This window comes from Serratia plymuthica, from assembly GCF_018336935.1.
Classification (GTDB): Bacteria; Pseudomonadota; Gammaproteobacteria; order Enterobacterales; family Enterobacteriaceae; genus Serratia; species Serratia plymuthica_B.
The window spans coordinates 2,082,444-2,096,458 of record NZ_CP068771.1; the positions used below are offsets into that span (position 1 = coordinate 2,082,444).

12 protein-coding genes are annotated in these 14,015 nt (G+C 60.0%); 8 read left to right on the forward strand and 4 right to left on the reverse strand.

Going from position 1 to position 14,015, the window contains the following annotated elements:
* Positions 1-82 precede the first annotated feature (82 nt).
* On the reverse strand, positions 83-1,588 hold the full coding sequence (gene araA / locus JK621_RS09965) for an L-arabinose isomerase (RefSeq protein ID WP_212559645.1): 1,506 nt from the start codon (positions 1,586-1,588) through the stop codon (positions 83-85).
* Positions 1,589-1,754: 166 nt separating this feature from the next.
* The gene (locus JK621_RS09970; RefSeq protein WP_212559646.1) at positions 1,755-3,428 is read right to left on the reverse strand and encodes a ribulokinase; all 1,674 of its coding nucleotides are present in this window, start codon (positions 3,426-3,428) and stop codon (positions 1,755-1,757) included.
* Positions 3,429-3,790: 362 nt separating this feature from the next.
* On the opposite strand from JK621_RS09970, the gene JK621_RS09975 reads away from it, so the two are divergent.
* The 6 genes from JK621_RS09975 (at position 3,791) to JK621_RS10000 (ending at position 10,842) form a co-directional block, all read left to right on the forward strand.
* The gene (locus JK621_RS09975) at positions 3,791-4,774 is read left to right on the forward strand and encodes an arabinose ABC transporter substrate-binding protein (RefSeq protein WP_212559647.1); all 984 of its coding nucleotides are present in this window, start codon (positions 3,791-3,793) and stop codon (positions 4,772-4,774) included.
* A gap of 60 nt (positions 4,775-4,834) precedes the next feature.
* Entirely contained in the window at positions 4,835-6,370 is a 1,536-nt protein-coding gene (gene araG, locus JK621_RS09980) for an L-arabinose ABC transporter ATP-binding protein AraG (RefSeq protein WP_212559648.1), read from the forward strand.
* A gap of 17 nt (positions 6,371-6,387) precedes the next feature.
* Complete coding sequence (gene araH / locus JK621_RS09985) at positions 6,388-7,371, forward strand: L-arabinose ABC transporter permease AraH (RefSeq protein ID WP_004943906.1); 984 nt, start codon at positions 6,388-6,390, stop codon at positions 7,369-7,371.
* A 323-nt stretch (positions 7,372-7,694) separates the two neighbouring features.
* The gene (gene araC, locus JK621_RS09990; protein ID WP_212559649.1) at positions 7,695-8,612 is read left to right on the forward strand and encodes an arabinose operon transcriptional regulator AraC; all 918 of its coding nucleotides are present in this window, start codon (positions 7,695-7,697) and stop codon (positions 8,610-8,612) included.
* Between the two features lie 117 nt (positions 8,613-8,729).
* Entirely contained in the window at positions 8,730-9,770 is a 1,041-nt protein-coding gene (locus JK621_RS09995) for an oxidoreductase (protein ID WP_212559650.1), read from the forward strand.
* Positions 9,771-9,846: 76 nt separating this feature from the next.
* Positions 9,847-10,842 carry a bile acid:sodium symporter family protein gene (locus JK621_RS10000; RefSeq protein ID WP_212559651.1) on the forward strand — a complete coding sequence of 332 codons (996 nt, stop codon included), beginning with the start codon at positions 9,847-9,849 and terminating at the stop codon, positions 10,840-10,842.
* 32 nt (positions 10,843-10,874) lie between these two features.
* Here the strand turns inward: JK621_RS10000 and add are convergent, their stop codons facing one another.
* The gene (add, locus tag JK621_RS10005; RefSeq protein WP_004943928.1) at positions 10,875-11,873 is read right to left on the reverse strand and encodes an adenosine deaminase; all 999 of its coding nucleotides are present in this window, start codon (positions 11,871-11,873) and stop codon (positions 10,875-10,877) included.
* A gap of 239 nt (positions 11,874-12,112) precedes the next feature.
* Complete coding sequence (locus tag JK621_RS10010; protein WP_212559652.1) at positions 12,113-12,868, reverse strand: DeoR/GlpR family DNA-binding transcription regulator; 756 nt, start codon at positions 12,866-12,868, stop codon at positions 12,113-12,115.
* 101 nt (positions 12,869-12,969) lie between these two features.
* Here JK621_RS10010 and JK621_RS10015 point away from each other — a divergent pair, with 101 nt between their 5' ends.
* On the forward strand, positions 12,970-13,566 hold the full coding sequence (locus JK621_RS10015) for an NUDIX domain-containing protein (RefSeq protein WP_212559653.1): 597 nt from the start codon (positions 12,970-12,972) through the stop codon (positions 13,564-13,566).
* A complete protein-coding gene (locus JK621_RS10020) occupies positions 13,563-13,928 on the forward strand; it encodes an NUDIX hydrolase (RefSeq protein ID WP_212559654.1) in 366 nt (121 codons plus the stop codon). The genes JK621_RS10015 and JK621_RS10020 overlap by 4 nt, the downstream gene beginning before the upstream one ends.
* Positions 13,929-14,015: the final 87 nt, after the last annotated feature.

The following is a 14,015-nucleotide window of genomic DNA, read 5'->3' on the forward strand; positions in this document are numbered from 1 at the left end:
TGCAGCCCCAATTATTTTGGGTATAGATATCAGGAAAGCGTTTGGCTACCGGCGGCCAGTTTTACTGCCGGTAGCCTGCCGATTAACGGCGGTTAAGCTGATAGTAGGCTTCGTTCCAGCGGATCTCATTTTTGAACGCCGGCAGTGCGGTGGCGTTATCGATCAGCAAGAACTCGATGTTGTGCATCTCGGCGTACAGGCGCAGTTGATCGGCGTCCAGCGCCTGGGAGAACACGGTGTGGTGCGCGCCGCCGGCCAGGATCCAGGCTTCCGCTGCGGTGGCCAGCGTCGGCTGAGCCCGCCAGATGGCGCGCGCTACCGGCAGCTTGGGCAGCGGGTGCGGCTGTTCTACGGTATCCACCTGATTGACCAGCAGGCGGAAACGGTCGCCCATGTCGATCAGGCTGGCGTTAACCGCCGGGCCGGCGGGGGTGGAGAAAATCAATCGCGCCGGATCCGCCTTGCCGCCGATGCCGAGCGGCTGAATGTCCAGCAGCGGTTTGCTTTCTTTGGCGATCGACGGGCACACCTCCAACATGTGCGAACCGACCACCAAATCGTTGCCTGGCTGGAAGTGATAGGTGTAATCCTCCATAAACGAGGTGCCGCCGTTCAGCCCATCGGCCATCACTTTCAGGATGCGCAGCAGCGCGGCGGTCTTCCAGTCGCCTTCGCCGCCAAAGCCGTAGCCCTGTTGCATCAGGCGTTGCACCGCCAGCCCCGGCAACTGCTTCATGCCGTGCAGGTCTTCAAAGTTGGTGGTAAAGGCCTGGAAATTGCCCTGTTCCAGAAAACGTTTCATCCCCAGTTCGATGCGTGCCGCGTCGATCAGGTTCTCGCGCTTTTCGCCGTTGGCTTTCGCCGCGTCGCTCAGCACATAGCTGGCTTCGTACTCTTCAATCAGCGTGTCCACATCGCCACGGCTGACCTCATTGATCACGCTGACCAAATCGCCGATGCCATAGGCATTGACCGAGTAGCCGAACTGGATCTGCGCGCCGACCTTATCGCCTTCGGTCACCGCCACTTCACGCATGTTGTCGCCAAAACGCGCCACTTTCAGTTGCCGGCTCGCCTGTTTGGCGGCGGCGGCACGCATCCACTGGGCGATGCGGCGGTGTGCTTCAGGATCCTGCCAGTGACCGGCAACCACGCTGTGCTGCTGGCGCATGCGGGCGCCGATAAAACCGAACTCACGGCCGCCGTGGGCGGTCTGGTTCAGGTTCATAAAGTCCATATCCATGCTGTCCCATGGCACCTGGGCATTGAACTGGGTATGGAATTGCAGCAGCGGTTTGTTGAGGATAGACAGCCCGGCGATCCACATTTTGGCCGGCGAGAAGGTGTGCAGCCAGGTCAGGATGCCGATGCACTCCTGGCGATAGTTGGCGTCGCGGCATAGGGCGGTAATTTCATCCGGCGTGGTGACCAGCGGCTTCAGCACCAGTTTTACCGGCAACCCCGCCTCGCGGTTGAGACTTTCCACGACCTGTTCGGCGTGCGCCTTGACCTGTTGCAGGGTTTGCGGGCCGTACAGGTGCTGGCTGCCGATGGCGAACCAGACTTCATGCTGCTTGAATGCGTCCATTAAAAACTCCTGAATTGTGTATTGGGATTCGATTTACTGAACCGCTGATTGGGACGGATACCCAAAATAATTGGGGCTGCATCGCGGCGGCGACTAAGCGCATCCCTGGGAGCGTACAAGCAGTACGTGACCGGGGTAAGCGCAGGAAGCCAACAAAAAGGCAGCGTCAAGTATGCAGGGCATAGCGCGGCTCGGCGGCCAGGCACCATTGCTGATAGCGCCGATAAAGCTGTTGATAGCGTGCGACCCGCTGCGAGTCCGGTTGCAGCGTGCGTTCGATGCCGCAGGCCATCAGGCGCTGCGCCTCGGGCACGCTGCTGAAACGGCCGGCGGCCACGGCGGCGAAGATCGCCGCACCCAGCGCGCAGCATTGATCGGAGGCGACAATCTGCAGCGGGCGGTTCATCACGTCGGCGCAGGCCTGCATGATGGTCGGCGATTTCCGTGCGATGCCGCCCATGGCCAGCACGTTGTCGACCGGGATGTCCTGCTGTTCGAAGCACTCCATGATGGCGCGGGCGCCAAAGGCGGTGGCGGCAATAAATCCGCCAAACAGCGTCGGCGCGTCGGTCCCGAGGTTCAAATCGGTAATCACGCCTTTCAGGCGCTGGTTGGCGTAGGGGGTGCGGCGGCCGTTAAACCAGTCCAGCACCACCGGCAGGTGGTCCAGCGACGGATTGTTGGCCCAGGATTCGGTCAGCGCGGCCAGCAGGCCGGCTTCAATCTGTTTCAACTGCGGTTGCAGTTCGGGGTGGTTTTTCGCCGCCTCATGCAACGGCCAGCTCAGCAAACGGCTGAACCAGGCATACATATCGCCAAAGGCCGATTGCCCGGCCTCCAGGCCTATCAACTCCGGTACCACGCTGCCGTCGACCTGGCCGCAGATGCCTTCGATGGCGCGCCCGTCGACCCGCTCGCGATCGGCGATCAGGATGTCGCAGGTGGAGGTGCCAATCACCTTCACCAGGGTATAGGGCTGCGCCCCGGCACCCACCGCGCCCATATGGCAGTCGAATGCGCCGCCGGACAACACCACGCTCTCGGGCAACCCGAGGCGTGCGGCCCACTCGGCGGTGAGCGTGCCGACCGGCAAATCGGCGGTGTGGGAGTCTTCAAACAAAGGCCAGGGCAGGTCTTCGACCAACAGCGGATCGAGCGCGGCGAAGAACGCTTTCGGCGGCAGGCCGCCCCAGTCGGGATGCCACAGCGTTTTATGCCCGACGCTACAGCGCCCGCGCTTCAAACTCTGCGGGGCGGTGGTGCCGGATAACAGCGCCGGCACCCAGTCGCACAGTTCCACCCAAGAGGCGGCGGCCTGGCGTACCCCGGCGTCCTGACGCGAAACGTGCAGGATCTTGGCCCAGAACCATTCGGATGAATAGACGCCGCCGATATAGCGAGAATAGTCGGGGAAATCGCCGCTGCGGCAAAGCCGGTTGATGGCGTCGGCTTCCTCGATGGCGGTGTGATCTTTCCACAGCACAAACATGGCGTTCGGGTTGTCGGCAAACTCCGGCCGCAGCGCCAGCACCTTGCCCTGCGCGTCAATCGGCGCAGGCGTGGAGCCGGTAGAATCGACCCCGATACCGATCACCTGCAGCCGTTGCTGCGGGGACATACGCTGCACCAGGCTGACGATCGCCTGCTCCATGGCTTCTATATAGTCGAGCGGATGGTGGCGGAATAGGTTCTCCGCAGCGTTGCAGAATTCGCCGCGCTGCCAGCGAGGGTAATAAACCACTTCGGTATCCAGCTCCTGGCCGTTATGGCAGTCAACCGCCAATACCCGCACCGAATCGCTGCCGAAGTCCAATCCCAGGGCAATAGCGCCTGCCGTCATGATGTTGACTCCTGATGTGTTAATACGCTGTGACAACCATAGGAGCGGGAGCGGTGAGCAGGTGAGGAGCCATTAGCTGGAAGTATGCACTTTTCTGCTTCTCACAGTGGTTTTGTGACGGTTGTCATAAGTTAATGCTTGGCGGAATTCGCTAAATATATGCACATATCTGCTGTAATCCACGGATGTGATAGCGCTCTACATTTCGGCAACAAATACCCGCTAAAACTTAATCCGTCTTACAGCTGGTGTTGGGCGATGCCTCGCAAACAAGCGGCACACCGACAGCAGGTACCCTAATGATAACGTTTTCACGGCGAGCGAATTTATTCGCCGAAGAGAACAACACTGCGGAGAGCATCATGCATAAATTCACTAAGGCGCTGGCGGCGCTGGGTCTGGCGGCCGTTATGTCACATTCGGCTGTCGCCGAGACCATGAAGCTGGGCTTTTTGGTCAAGCAGCCAGAGGAACCCTGGTTCCAGACCGAATGGAAATTTGCCGACAAGGCCGGTAAGGATCTCGGTTTCGACGTGATCAAAATCGCCGTGCCGGACGGGGAGAAAACCCTTAACGCCATCGACAGCCTGGCGGCCAGCGGCGCCAAGGGTTTTGTCATCTGCACGCCGGATCCGAAACTCGGCTCGGCGATCATGGCCAAGGCGCGCAGTTACAACCTGAAAGTGATCGCCGTGGACGATCAGTTCGTCACCGCCAAGGGCAAACCTATGGACAGCGTGCCGCTGGTGATGATGGCGGCCACCAAAATCGGTGAACGCCAGGGCCAGGAGCTGTGGAAAGAGATGAACAAGCGCGGCTGGAAACCGGCGGACACCGCCGTGATGGCGATCACCGCCGATGAGCTGGACACCGCCCGTCGCCGCACCGGCGGTTCTATTGCCGCGCTGAAAGCGGCTGGCTTCCCGGAAAAACAAATCTACGCGGTACCGACCAAATCCAACGATATCCCGGGGGCGTTCGACGCCGCCAACTCGATGCTGGTGCAGCATCCTGAAGTGAAAAACTGGCTGATTGTCGGCATGAACGACAACACCGTGCTGGGCGGCGTGCGAGCCACCGAAGGCCAGGGCTTCAAGGCGCCGAACGTGATCGGCATCGGCATCAACGGCGTGGACGCGGTCAGCGAACTGTCCAAGGGGCAGGCTACCGGTTTCTACGGGTCGCTGCTGCCAAGCCCGGACATTCACGGCTACAAAAGCATTCAGATGCTGCATGACTGGGTAGAGAAGGGTGTAGAGCCGCAGAAATTTACCGAAGTGACCGACGTGGTGCTGATCACCCGCGACAACTTTAAAACCGAACTGCAGAAAAAAGGCCTGATGTAATCACCGAGCCGCCCGCAGCATAACGCCGGGCGGCATTTTTGACCGCAGGAGGATCGCATTATGACCGCCGCATTGCCGTATCTGACGTTTAAAGGCATCGGTAAAACCTTCCCGGGCGTGAAGGCGCTGGACGATATCAGTTTCAGTTGCCAGGCCGGGCAGATCCACGCGTTGATGGGGGAAAACGGCGCCGGGAAGTCCACGCTGCTGAAAATCCTCAGCGGCAACTACGCGCCGACCCAGGGCGAAATTCAGCTGAAAGGCCAACCGGTACAGTTCGCCAATACCACCGATGCCCTGAACGCCGGGGTCGCGATTATCTACCAGGAGCTGCATCTGGTGCCGGAAATGACGGTGGCGGAGAACATCTATCTCGGCCAGTTGCCGACCAAACTCGGGCTGGTGGATCGCAAGCTGTTGCGTTACGAATCCCGCTTGCAGCTGGAACATCTCGGGCTGGATATCGACCCGGATACGCCGCTGAAATACCTGTCGATCGGCCAGTGGCAGATGGTGGAAATCGCCAAGGCGCTGGCGCGCAACGCCAAGGTGATTGCGTTTGACGAGCCGACCAGTTCGCTGTCCGCCAGAGAGATTGAGCAACTGTTCCGGGTGATCCGCGAACTGCGCGCCGAAGGGCGGGTGATCCTCTACGTTTCGCACCGTATGGAGGAGATCTTTGCCCTCAGCGATGCCATCACGGTATTCAAAGACGGCCGCTATGTGCGCACCTTCGACGACATGAGCCAGGTCAACAACGCGCAACTGGTGCAGGCGATGGTGGGCCGCGATCTCGGTGACGTTTACGGTTATCAGCCGCGTGAGCTGGGGCCGGTGAGGTTGGCGCTACAGGGGTTGCAGGCGCCGGGCGTCAAAACCCCTATCGATCTAAACGTGCGGGCCGGGGAGATTGTCGGGCTGTTCGGCCTGGTGGGCGCCGGGCGCAGCGAACTGATGAAGGGCATTTTCGGCGCCACGCGGGTCAGCGGCGGGCAACTGACGCTGGATGGCCAGCGGCTGGACATCCGTTCGCCGATAGACGCCATCCGCGCCGGCATCATGCTGTGCCCGGAAGACCGCAAGGCGGATGGCATCATTCCGGTGCATTCGGTGCGAGACAACATCAACATCAGCGCACGGCGTAAAAGCATCCGCGCAGGCTGCCTGATCAATAACGGCTGGGAGGTCAGCAATGCCGATCACCACATCCGCGCGCTGAATATCAAAACCCCAAGTGCCGGTCAGCTGATTATGAACTTATCCGGCGGCAACCAGCAGAAGGCGATTCTGGGCCGCTGGCTGTCGGAAGAGATGAAAGTGATCCTGCTGGATGAGCCGACGCGCGGTATCGATGTCGGCGCCAAGCATGAAATTTACCATGTGATTTACCAACTGGCGCAGCAGGGCATCGCGGTGCTGTTCGCTTCCAGCGATTTGCCCGAAGTGCTGGGGCTGGCGGACCGCATCATCGTGATGCGCGAAGGCGCCATTTCCGGCGAGTTACTGCACGACGATGCCAGCGAGGAAAAAGCCCTCAGCCTGGCGATGCTGCGCACCCCCGATATTGCCCCTGATGCCGCTGTGGCGGTGGCCTGATTGTGAAGGAGAAAGAGATGTCGACCATAACGACCCATTCTGTGAAAAACCGCAGCGGCCGGGGGCTGGCGCGTATCTGGGACAGCTACGGCATGCTGGTGGTATTCGCGGTGCTGTTTATCGCCTGCGTAGTGTTTGTGCCTAACTTCGGCTCTTTCATCAACATGAAAGGGCTGGGGTTGGCGATATCCATGTCCGGCATGGTGGCCTGCGGCATGCTGTTTTGCCTGGCCTCCGGCGACTTCGATCTGTCCGTCGCTTCGGTTATCGCCTGCGCCGGGGTCACCACGGCGGTGGTGATCAACCTGACCGAAAGCCTGTGGATCGGCGTAGGTGCCGGCCTGCTGTTGGGCGTGGCGTCGGGGTTGATTAACGGCTTTGTCATCGCCCGATTGAAAATCAACGCCCTGATCACCACGCTGGCCACCATGCAGATCTTGCGCGGCCTGGCCTACATCATTTCCGACGGCAAAGCGGTGGGCATTGAAGACGAGCGTTTCTTCACCCTGGGCTACGCCAACTGGCTGGGGCTGCCTGCGCCGATCTGGATCACCGTCGCCTGCCTGATCCTGTTCGGTTTCCTGCTCAACAAAACCACCTTTGGCCGCAATACGCTGGCGATCGGCGGCAACGAAGAGGCGGCACGGCTGGCCGGGGTGCCGGTGGTGCGCACTAAAATCATCATCTTTGTGCTGTCCGGGCTGGTTTCGGCCGCCGCCGGCATCATTCTGGCTTCGCGCATGACCAGCGGCCAGCCGATGACCTCGATCGGCTATGAGCTGATCGTGATCTCGGCCTGCGTGCTGGGCGGGGTGTCGCTGAAGGGCGGTATCGGCAAGATTTCTTACGTTATCGCCGGCATCCTGATCCTCGGGACGGTAGAGAACGCGATGAATTTGCTGAATATTTCGCCATTCTCGCAATATGTGGTGCGCGGCGTGATCCTGCTGGCGGCGGTAATTTTCGACCGCTACAAACAGCAGGCCAAACGCACGCTGTAGAAAATCGTTAACCCTGCTCACAGTTCTGTCATCGGCTCAGGCAGTAATCTGCCGGGCCGATACACTTGGTTATACCCGTCGTCTTTCAAGCCGCAGCGTTGTTACCTGCTTACAAGGCCCATCCATGGACCTTGCCCTTTCAGGGCCGCTGCAAGCAGCGTTCAAATCTGTTCCCGACAGATTTGTCACGCACCCCAGTTACTTACTTAAGTAAGCGCCTGGGGATGAGTGAGCTGGGCGCCTAGCTACAACTTGAAAGCCATAGGGTATAGGGTTGTTATCTAAGCTATAAGTTCGTTGCTGAAACCGTTCCGGGAGGACCGATGTACCATCGCATGGCGCAGGAACCGCAACCGAACCCGCTGTTACCGGGTTACACCTTCAATGCCTATCTGGTGGCCGGGCTGACGCCGATCATGGCGGACGGCCCGCTGGATTTCTTTATCGACCGCCCCGGCGGCATGAAGGGCTATATTCTCAACCTGACCATCAAGGGCCAGGGAAAAGTGTTCGACGGCGAGGACACCTTTTACTGCAACCCCGGCGACCTGCTGCTGTTTCCTCCCAAAGCATCCCATTACTATGGGCGTTCACCGGACAGCGACTGTTGGTATCACCGCTGGGTCTATTTCCGGCCGCGCGCCTACTGGGCCGACTGGCTGGAATGGCACAGCAAAACCCATGAGGTGGGGCGCCTGACGCTGCCAAACAACAACCTGCTGCTGGAGTTCGATCGGCTGTTCGCCAATATCGAACAGACCCAGCGCTCCGGGCGCCGTTTTGCGGAAGAGCTGGGCATGAACCTGCTGGAACGCCTGTTGCTGCGCGCGATGGAAGAAGATCCGCTCAGCCCGCAGAAAATCATGGATCCGCGAGTCATCGAAGCCTGTCAGTTCATCACCGGCAACCTGGCGGGCGAGTTGCGCATTGACGAGGTGGCGCGCCACGTCTGCCTGTCGCCGTCACGGCTGGCGCACCTGTTCCGTAAGCAGGTGGGCATCAATATCCTGCGCTGGCGCGAGGATCAGCGGGTGATCCGTGCCAAGCTGCTGTTGCAGACCACGCAGGAGTCGATCGCCACTATCGGCCGGGTGGTGGGCTACGACGATCAACTCTATTTCTCTCGCGTATTCCGCAAACGGGTGGGGGTCAGCCCAAGCGATTTCCGCCGCCGCAGCCTGGAGATCAACTACCCGGCTAAAAGCGAGCGCCAATCGCCTTACGCCGCCGTGAGCAGTTAACGCAAGGCTATGTCCGAGCTTTCCATTGCCGGACGCAGCCTGATTTACTTCTTGTTCCCGCCTGCGTCATGGTGTCAAATCGGATAGGTTTATAGCGAGCCAGCAAGAGGAAATACCATGGCAGAAAAAATTCGGGTTGGGCTGGTCGGTTACGGCTATGCCAGCAAAACCTTTCATGCGCCGCTGATTGTCGGCACTCCGGGCGTAGAACTGGCCGCCGTGTCCAGCAGCGATGCCGGCAAAGTGCACGCCGACTGGCCTGCGATGACGGTAGTGAGCGATCCGCAGGCGTTGTTCAACGACCCCTCTATCGATCTGATCGTCATTCCCACCCCCAACGATACCCACTTCCCGCTGGCGCAGCAGGCGATGGCCGCCGGTAAGCACGTGGTGGTAGACAAACCCTTTACCGTGACATTGTCACAAGCGCAAGAATTGAAACAGCAGGCGGAACAGAGCGGCACACTGCTGTCGGTGTTCCACAACCGCCGTTGGGACAGCGATTTCCTCACGCTCAAGGCGCTGCTGAAAGACGGCGCGCTCGGCGAAGTGGTTTACTTTGAATCGCATTTCGATCGCTTCCGGCCGGAAGTGCGCCAGCGCTGGCGCGAGCAGGCCGGCGCCGGCACCGGCATCTGGTACGATTTGGGGCCGCATCTGATCGATCAGGCGCTGCAACTGTTCGGCAAGCCGCAAACGCTGTTTGTCGATTTGGGCGAACTGCGCCCTGGCTCGCAATCGGTGGATTATTTCCACGCGGTGTTGAACTACGGCAACCGCCGGGTAGTGCTGCATGGCACGGTGCTGGCGGCGGCGGAAACCGCGCGTTATATCGTGCACGGCACCCAGGGCAGCTTTATCAAGTTCGGGCTGGATCCGCAGGAAGACCGCCTGAAAGCCGGTGAGCGCCTGCCGCAGGCCGACTGGGGCTACGATATGCGCGACGGCGTGGTGACATTGTCACGCGATGGCCTGCTGGCGGAGAAGCCATTGCTGAGCATTCCCGGCAACTACCCGGCCTATTACGCGGCCATCCGCGATGCGATTAACGGCGAGGGCGAAAACCCGGTGCCGGCCGGCGACGCCATCAAAGTGATGGAAATGATCGAGCTGGGCATTGAGTCTGCGAAACAGCAAAAGGCGTTGCCGGTGGTCTGATCGCCGCAGTTGCCGCCATCCACGGTTCCGGGTTCGCTTGCCGAACCCGTTTTTACTCTTCGAGGGATCCCGATTCATGTCCTGGTTACAGCGTCTGCGCATTGATAAGTTTTTGTTGGTCTTGATTTTTGTGGTGATCGTCGCCTCGATATTCCCCTGCGAAGGGGTATGGAAAACCTTCTTCGAACGCCTGACTACCGCCGCCATTGCGCTGTTGTTCTTTATGCATGGCGCCAAGCTGTCGCGCGAGGCGATTATCGCCGGCATGAGCCACTGGAAACTGCATCTGGTGGTATTCCTCAGCACTTTCGCGCTGTTCCCGCTATTGGGGCTGGCGATGAACTGGATGGTGCCGGGGCTGATGACGCCGACGGTGTATCTGGGCTTCCTTTATCTGTGCGCGTTGCCGGCAACGGTCCAGTCGGCCATCGCTTTTACTTCTGCGGCGGGCGGTAACGTGGCCGCGGCGATTTGCAGCGCCTCGGCGTCCAGTATCCTCGGCGTTTTCCTGTCGCCGCTGCTGGTGGGCGCCTTGATGCATACTCAGGGCGGGAATACCGACGTACTGCACGCCATTGGTTCGATAATTCTGCAACTGATGGTGCCCTTTGTGGTGGGGCATCTGGCGCGGCCGTTGATTGGCAAATGGGTCGATCGCCACCGTAAACTGATCAACATCACTGACCGTTCATCGATATTGCTGGTGGTGTATACCGCGTTCAGCGCGGCGGTGGTGGAGGGCATCTGGCATCGGATTGACGGCTGGTCGTTGCTGACCATTCTGGTGATGTCGCTGGTGCTGCTGACGGTGGTGCTGATTATCAACACTTACACTGCGCGCTGGCTGGGGTTCGATACCGCCGATGAGATCACCATTGTGTTCTGCGGCTCGAAAAAGAGCCTGGCGAACGGCATTCCGATGGCCAACGTGCTGTTTCCGGCCGCTGCGGTGGGAGCCATGGTGCTGCCGCTGATGATTTTCCATCAGGTGCAATTGATGGTGTGCGCCGTACTGGCGCAGCGCTATGCGCGCAAAACCGCCAAACAGCGAGAGGCGCTGGCGGTGAAATAAACCGGGGCGCGTTATACGCGCCCCTTGTTTTATCAGCCTTGCACTTTATCGCGCAGAGCCTGCTTTTCCTGCTCGCTGAGGAACGCCATTTTCAGGCCGTTTTCCTGTGCGGTGCGGATTTCGGCCGGCGTCAGCCCGGCCTGTGGCGCCGCAACCCGGTATTCGTGTTCGATCTCGATGCCCTGAACCGCCGGGTCATCGGTGTTGATCGAGGCCAGCACGCCGTGGCGCAGGAATTTCGCCAGCGGATGCTGGGCCAGAGAAGAGACGGTGCTGGTCTGAATATTGGAGGTCAGGCAGGATTCGATGCCGATGCCGTGTTCAGCCAGGAAGTCCATCAACGCCGGATCCTCAATCGCTTTCACCCCGTGGCCGATACGCTCGGCGCCCAGCTCGCGGATCGCCTGCCAGATGCTTTCCGGGCCTGCGGCTTCGCCCGCGTGCACGGTAATGCGCAAGCCGGCGTCGCGGGCGCGGTTGAAGTGGCTGAGGAACAGGCTGCCCGGGAAGCCCAGCTCGTCACCGGCCAGATCCAGCGCGGTAATGCCGTCGCGGTGCGCCAACAGGCCTTCCAGCTCTTGCAAGCAGGCCGCTTCGCCAAAGGTGCGGCTCATGATGCCGATCAGACGCACATCGATGCCCCGATCGCGAACGCCGGAACGAATGCCGTCAATCACCGCTTCGACTACGCCAGCCACCGGCAGTTGGTGTTTCATCGCCATGTAATACGGCGAGAAGCGCAGCTCGGCGTAGTGCAGGCCGGCATTTGCCGCGTCCTCTACGTTTTCGTAGGCTACCCGGCGGCAAGCATCCAGGTCGCCCAGCACCGCCACGCCCCAGTCCAGCTTTTGCAGAAAGCTGATCAGATCCGGTTCGGCATGGGTAATTTGCACGTGTGGGCGCAATGCTTCCAGCTCGTCAGCGGGCAGGGCCAGATTGAACTGACGGCCCAGATCGAGAATGGTTTGCGCACGGATGTTGCCGTCGAGGTGACGGTGAATGTCGGTAAGCGGTAGGCGGGAGTCAATCATGATCTGCACTCGTTATTTTGTCGTAGGTAAAGTGCATATCAGTATAAAAACAAAATGATGAAAATTGCCATTACGTTGCATAAAAAAGTGATGAAAATCACATTAATTGCGGGCGGCGTGGCATTTTGGGGTTATCGCGGGCGAGAAGCTCCCGCGTTTGCTCTGATCGGCAGTTGCGGAAAACATCAACCCGGAACACCGGGCCGATGGCCAGCGGGGCGGCCTTTGGGCCGCGCTGCTCAGGCCCTCACCACCGTGACCCCGGCCTGTTCCAGCGGGGCGATCAGCGCGGCGTCGGTCGCGCGTTCGACAATAATGGTCTGCGCCAGCGTGATATCGCCAATCGCAAATTGTGAGGCGGCGTTCAGCTTGGCGGCGGAGGCCAGCACCACGGTTTCTGCCGCCCGCGCCGCCAGCGCACGCTTGATATAGGCCTCTTCGAGGTCGCCGGTGCTCAGCCCGGCGGTCGAGTGCACGCCCGTCACGCCCATAAAGTAAATGTCGGCGCGGATGTGCGACATGGCCTCCACCGCGGCGGCGCCCACGCTGACGATCGAATGTTTATACAACCGCCCGCCGATCAGGATCACCTCCACTTTGGGGTGATCAACCAACCCGACCGCCACGCTGGGGCTGTGGGTGACGATTGTCGCCTCCAGCGTGGGCGGCAGCTGTTTCACCAGCTCGGCGGAGGTGGTGCCGCCATCGATGATCACCACTTGCCCTGGAATGATCATCGCCGCTGCGGCTTTGGCTATCGAGCGCTTGGCGGCCGATTCCTGCCCGTTTCTTTCGGCAAAGGTGCCAATGGCGGGGGAAACCGGCAGCGCGCCGCCGTGCACCCGTTGCAGCAGCCCTTCGCTGTCCAGCTCACGCAGATCGCGGCGCAGGGTGTCTTCGGACAGCCCGAACATTTCGCTGAGCTGTTTGGCCAGCACCTGTCCGTCCTGTGCCAGTTTCTCCAGAATAATTTTTTTGCGCTGACTGGTGAGCATCCTGTTGTCCCATTAAATTTGCATTGCACGAAATATCTTGATCATACACGAAACTGCACGATAGTATCCAGTTCCTTTCCTGAGTTATGGAGTTGGCTAATATGATTGCGACTAAAGATCGGGTCCGTATCGTTGAAACCCGGGTATTGTCCGATGACTGGTATCTGCTGAAAAAAACCACCTTCGATTTTTTACGCCGTGATGGCGAATGGCAACGGCAAAGCCGCGAAACTTACGATCGCGGCGACGGCGCGACCATTTTGCTGTTTAACCGGCAGGCGCAAAAGGTGGTGCTGACGCGCCAGTTCCGCTTCCCGGTGTTCGTCAACGGCCATGACGGCATGCTGATAGAGGCCGCCGCCGGCTTGCTGGACAATGCCTCGCCGGAGGAGCGCATTCGCGCCGAAGCGGAGGAGGAAACCGGCTATCGGGTGGAAAACGTACAGAAGGTATTTGAGGCCTATATGAGCCCCGGTTCGGTGACCGAAAAACTGCATTTCTTCGTCGGGGAATACGCTGCCGGCAGCCGGGTGAGCGATGGCGGCGGGGTGGAAGCGGAAGGCGAAGACCTCGAGGTGCTCGAGATGCCGTTGGCGGACGCGCTGCACGCCATTCAGCAAGGAACCATTGTGGATGCCAAAACCATTATGCTGCTGCAATTTGTGGCGCTTAACCGTACCCTGGAGAATAACCAATGAGCGCTCAATTGATTCTGATAGCCGGCCCGTACCGCAGCGGCACCGATGGCGATCCGCAGCGCATTGCCGCTAATCTGCACCGTCTGGAGCAGGCGGCGCTCGAGGTGTATCAGCGCGGGCATGTGCCGGTGATTGGCGAATGGCTGGCGTTGCCGCTGGCGGCGGCGGCCGGTTCAACCCAATTGGGGGACGCGGTAAGCGAGGCGTTTCTCTATCCGGTAGCCCATCGGCTGATTGCCCAATGCCAGGCTATTTATCGCATTGAAGGTGCTTCTGCCGGGGCGGATAACGACGTGCGGCTGGCCAATGAGCGCGGGTTGAATGTCTATTACCGCCTGGACGATATCCCACAGGCGGAATGAACAGAGGGCGAACATGTTCGCCCTGAATGACCCAATAGCGGGCGCAGCCTGTAACCGGTGGCGGTTTGGTCAATCCCCGGTGGCAGG

Bases quoted from the DNA above. Each gene is read 5' to 3' on its own strand.
- JK621_RS10010 (WP_212559652.1), bottom strand. From the start codon at position 12,868: ATGCTCACCAGTCAGCGCAAAAAAATTATTCTGGAGAAACTGGCACAG.
- JK621_RS09995 (WP_212559650.1), top strand. From the start codon at position 8,730: ATGGCAGAAAAAATTCGGGTTGGGCTGGTCGGTTACGGCTATGCCAGC.
- JK621_RS10000 (WP_212559651.1), top strand. From the start codon at position 9,847: ATGTCCTGGTTACAGCGTCTGCGCATTGATAAGTTTTTGTTGGTCTTG.
- JK621_RS10015 (WP_212559653.1), top strand. From the start codon at position 12,970: ATGATTGCGACTAAAGATCGGGTCCGTATCGTTGAAACCCGGGTATTG.
- JK621_RS09975 (WP_212559647.1), top strand. From the start codon at position 3,791: ATGCATAAATTCACTAAGGCGCTGGCGGCGCTGGGTCTGGCGGCCGTT.
- araA (WP_212559645.1), bottom strand. From the start codon at position 1,588: ATGGACGCATTCAAGCAGCATGAAGTCTGGTTCGCCATCGGCAGCCAG.
- add (WP_004943928.1), bottom strand. From the start codon at position 11,873: ATGATTGACTCCCGCCTACCGCTTACCGACATTCACCGTCACCTCGAC.
- araG (WP_212559648.1), top strand. From the start codon at position 4,835: ATGACCGCCGCATTGCCGTATCTGACGTTTAAAGGCATCGGTAAAACC.
- araH (WP_004943906.1), top strand. From the start codon at position 6,388: ATGTCGACCATAACGACCCATTCTGTGAAAAACCGCAGCGGCCGGGGG.
- araC (WP_212559649.1), top strand. From the start codon at position 7,695: ATGTACCATCGCATGGCGCAGGAACCGCAACCGAACCCGCTGTTACCG.
- JK621_RS09970 (WP_212559646.1), bottom strand. From the start codon at position 3,428: ATGACGGCAGGCGCTATTGCCCTGGGATTGGACTTCGGCAGCGATTCG.
- JK621_RS10020 (WP_212559654.1), top strand. From the start codon at position 13,563: ATGAGCGCTCAATTGATTCTGATAGCCGGCCCGTACCGCAGCGGCACC.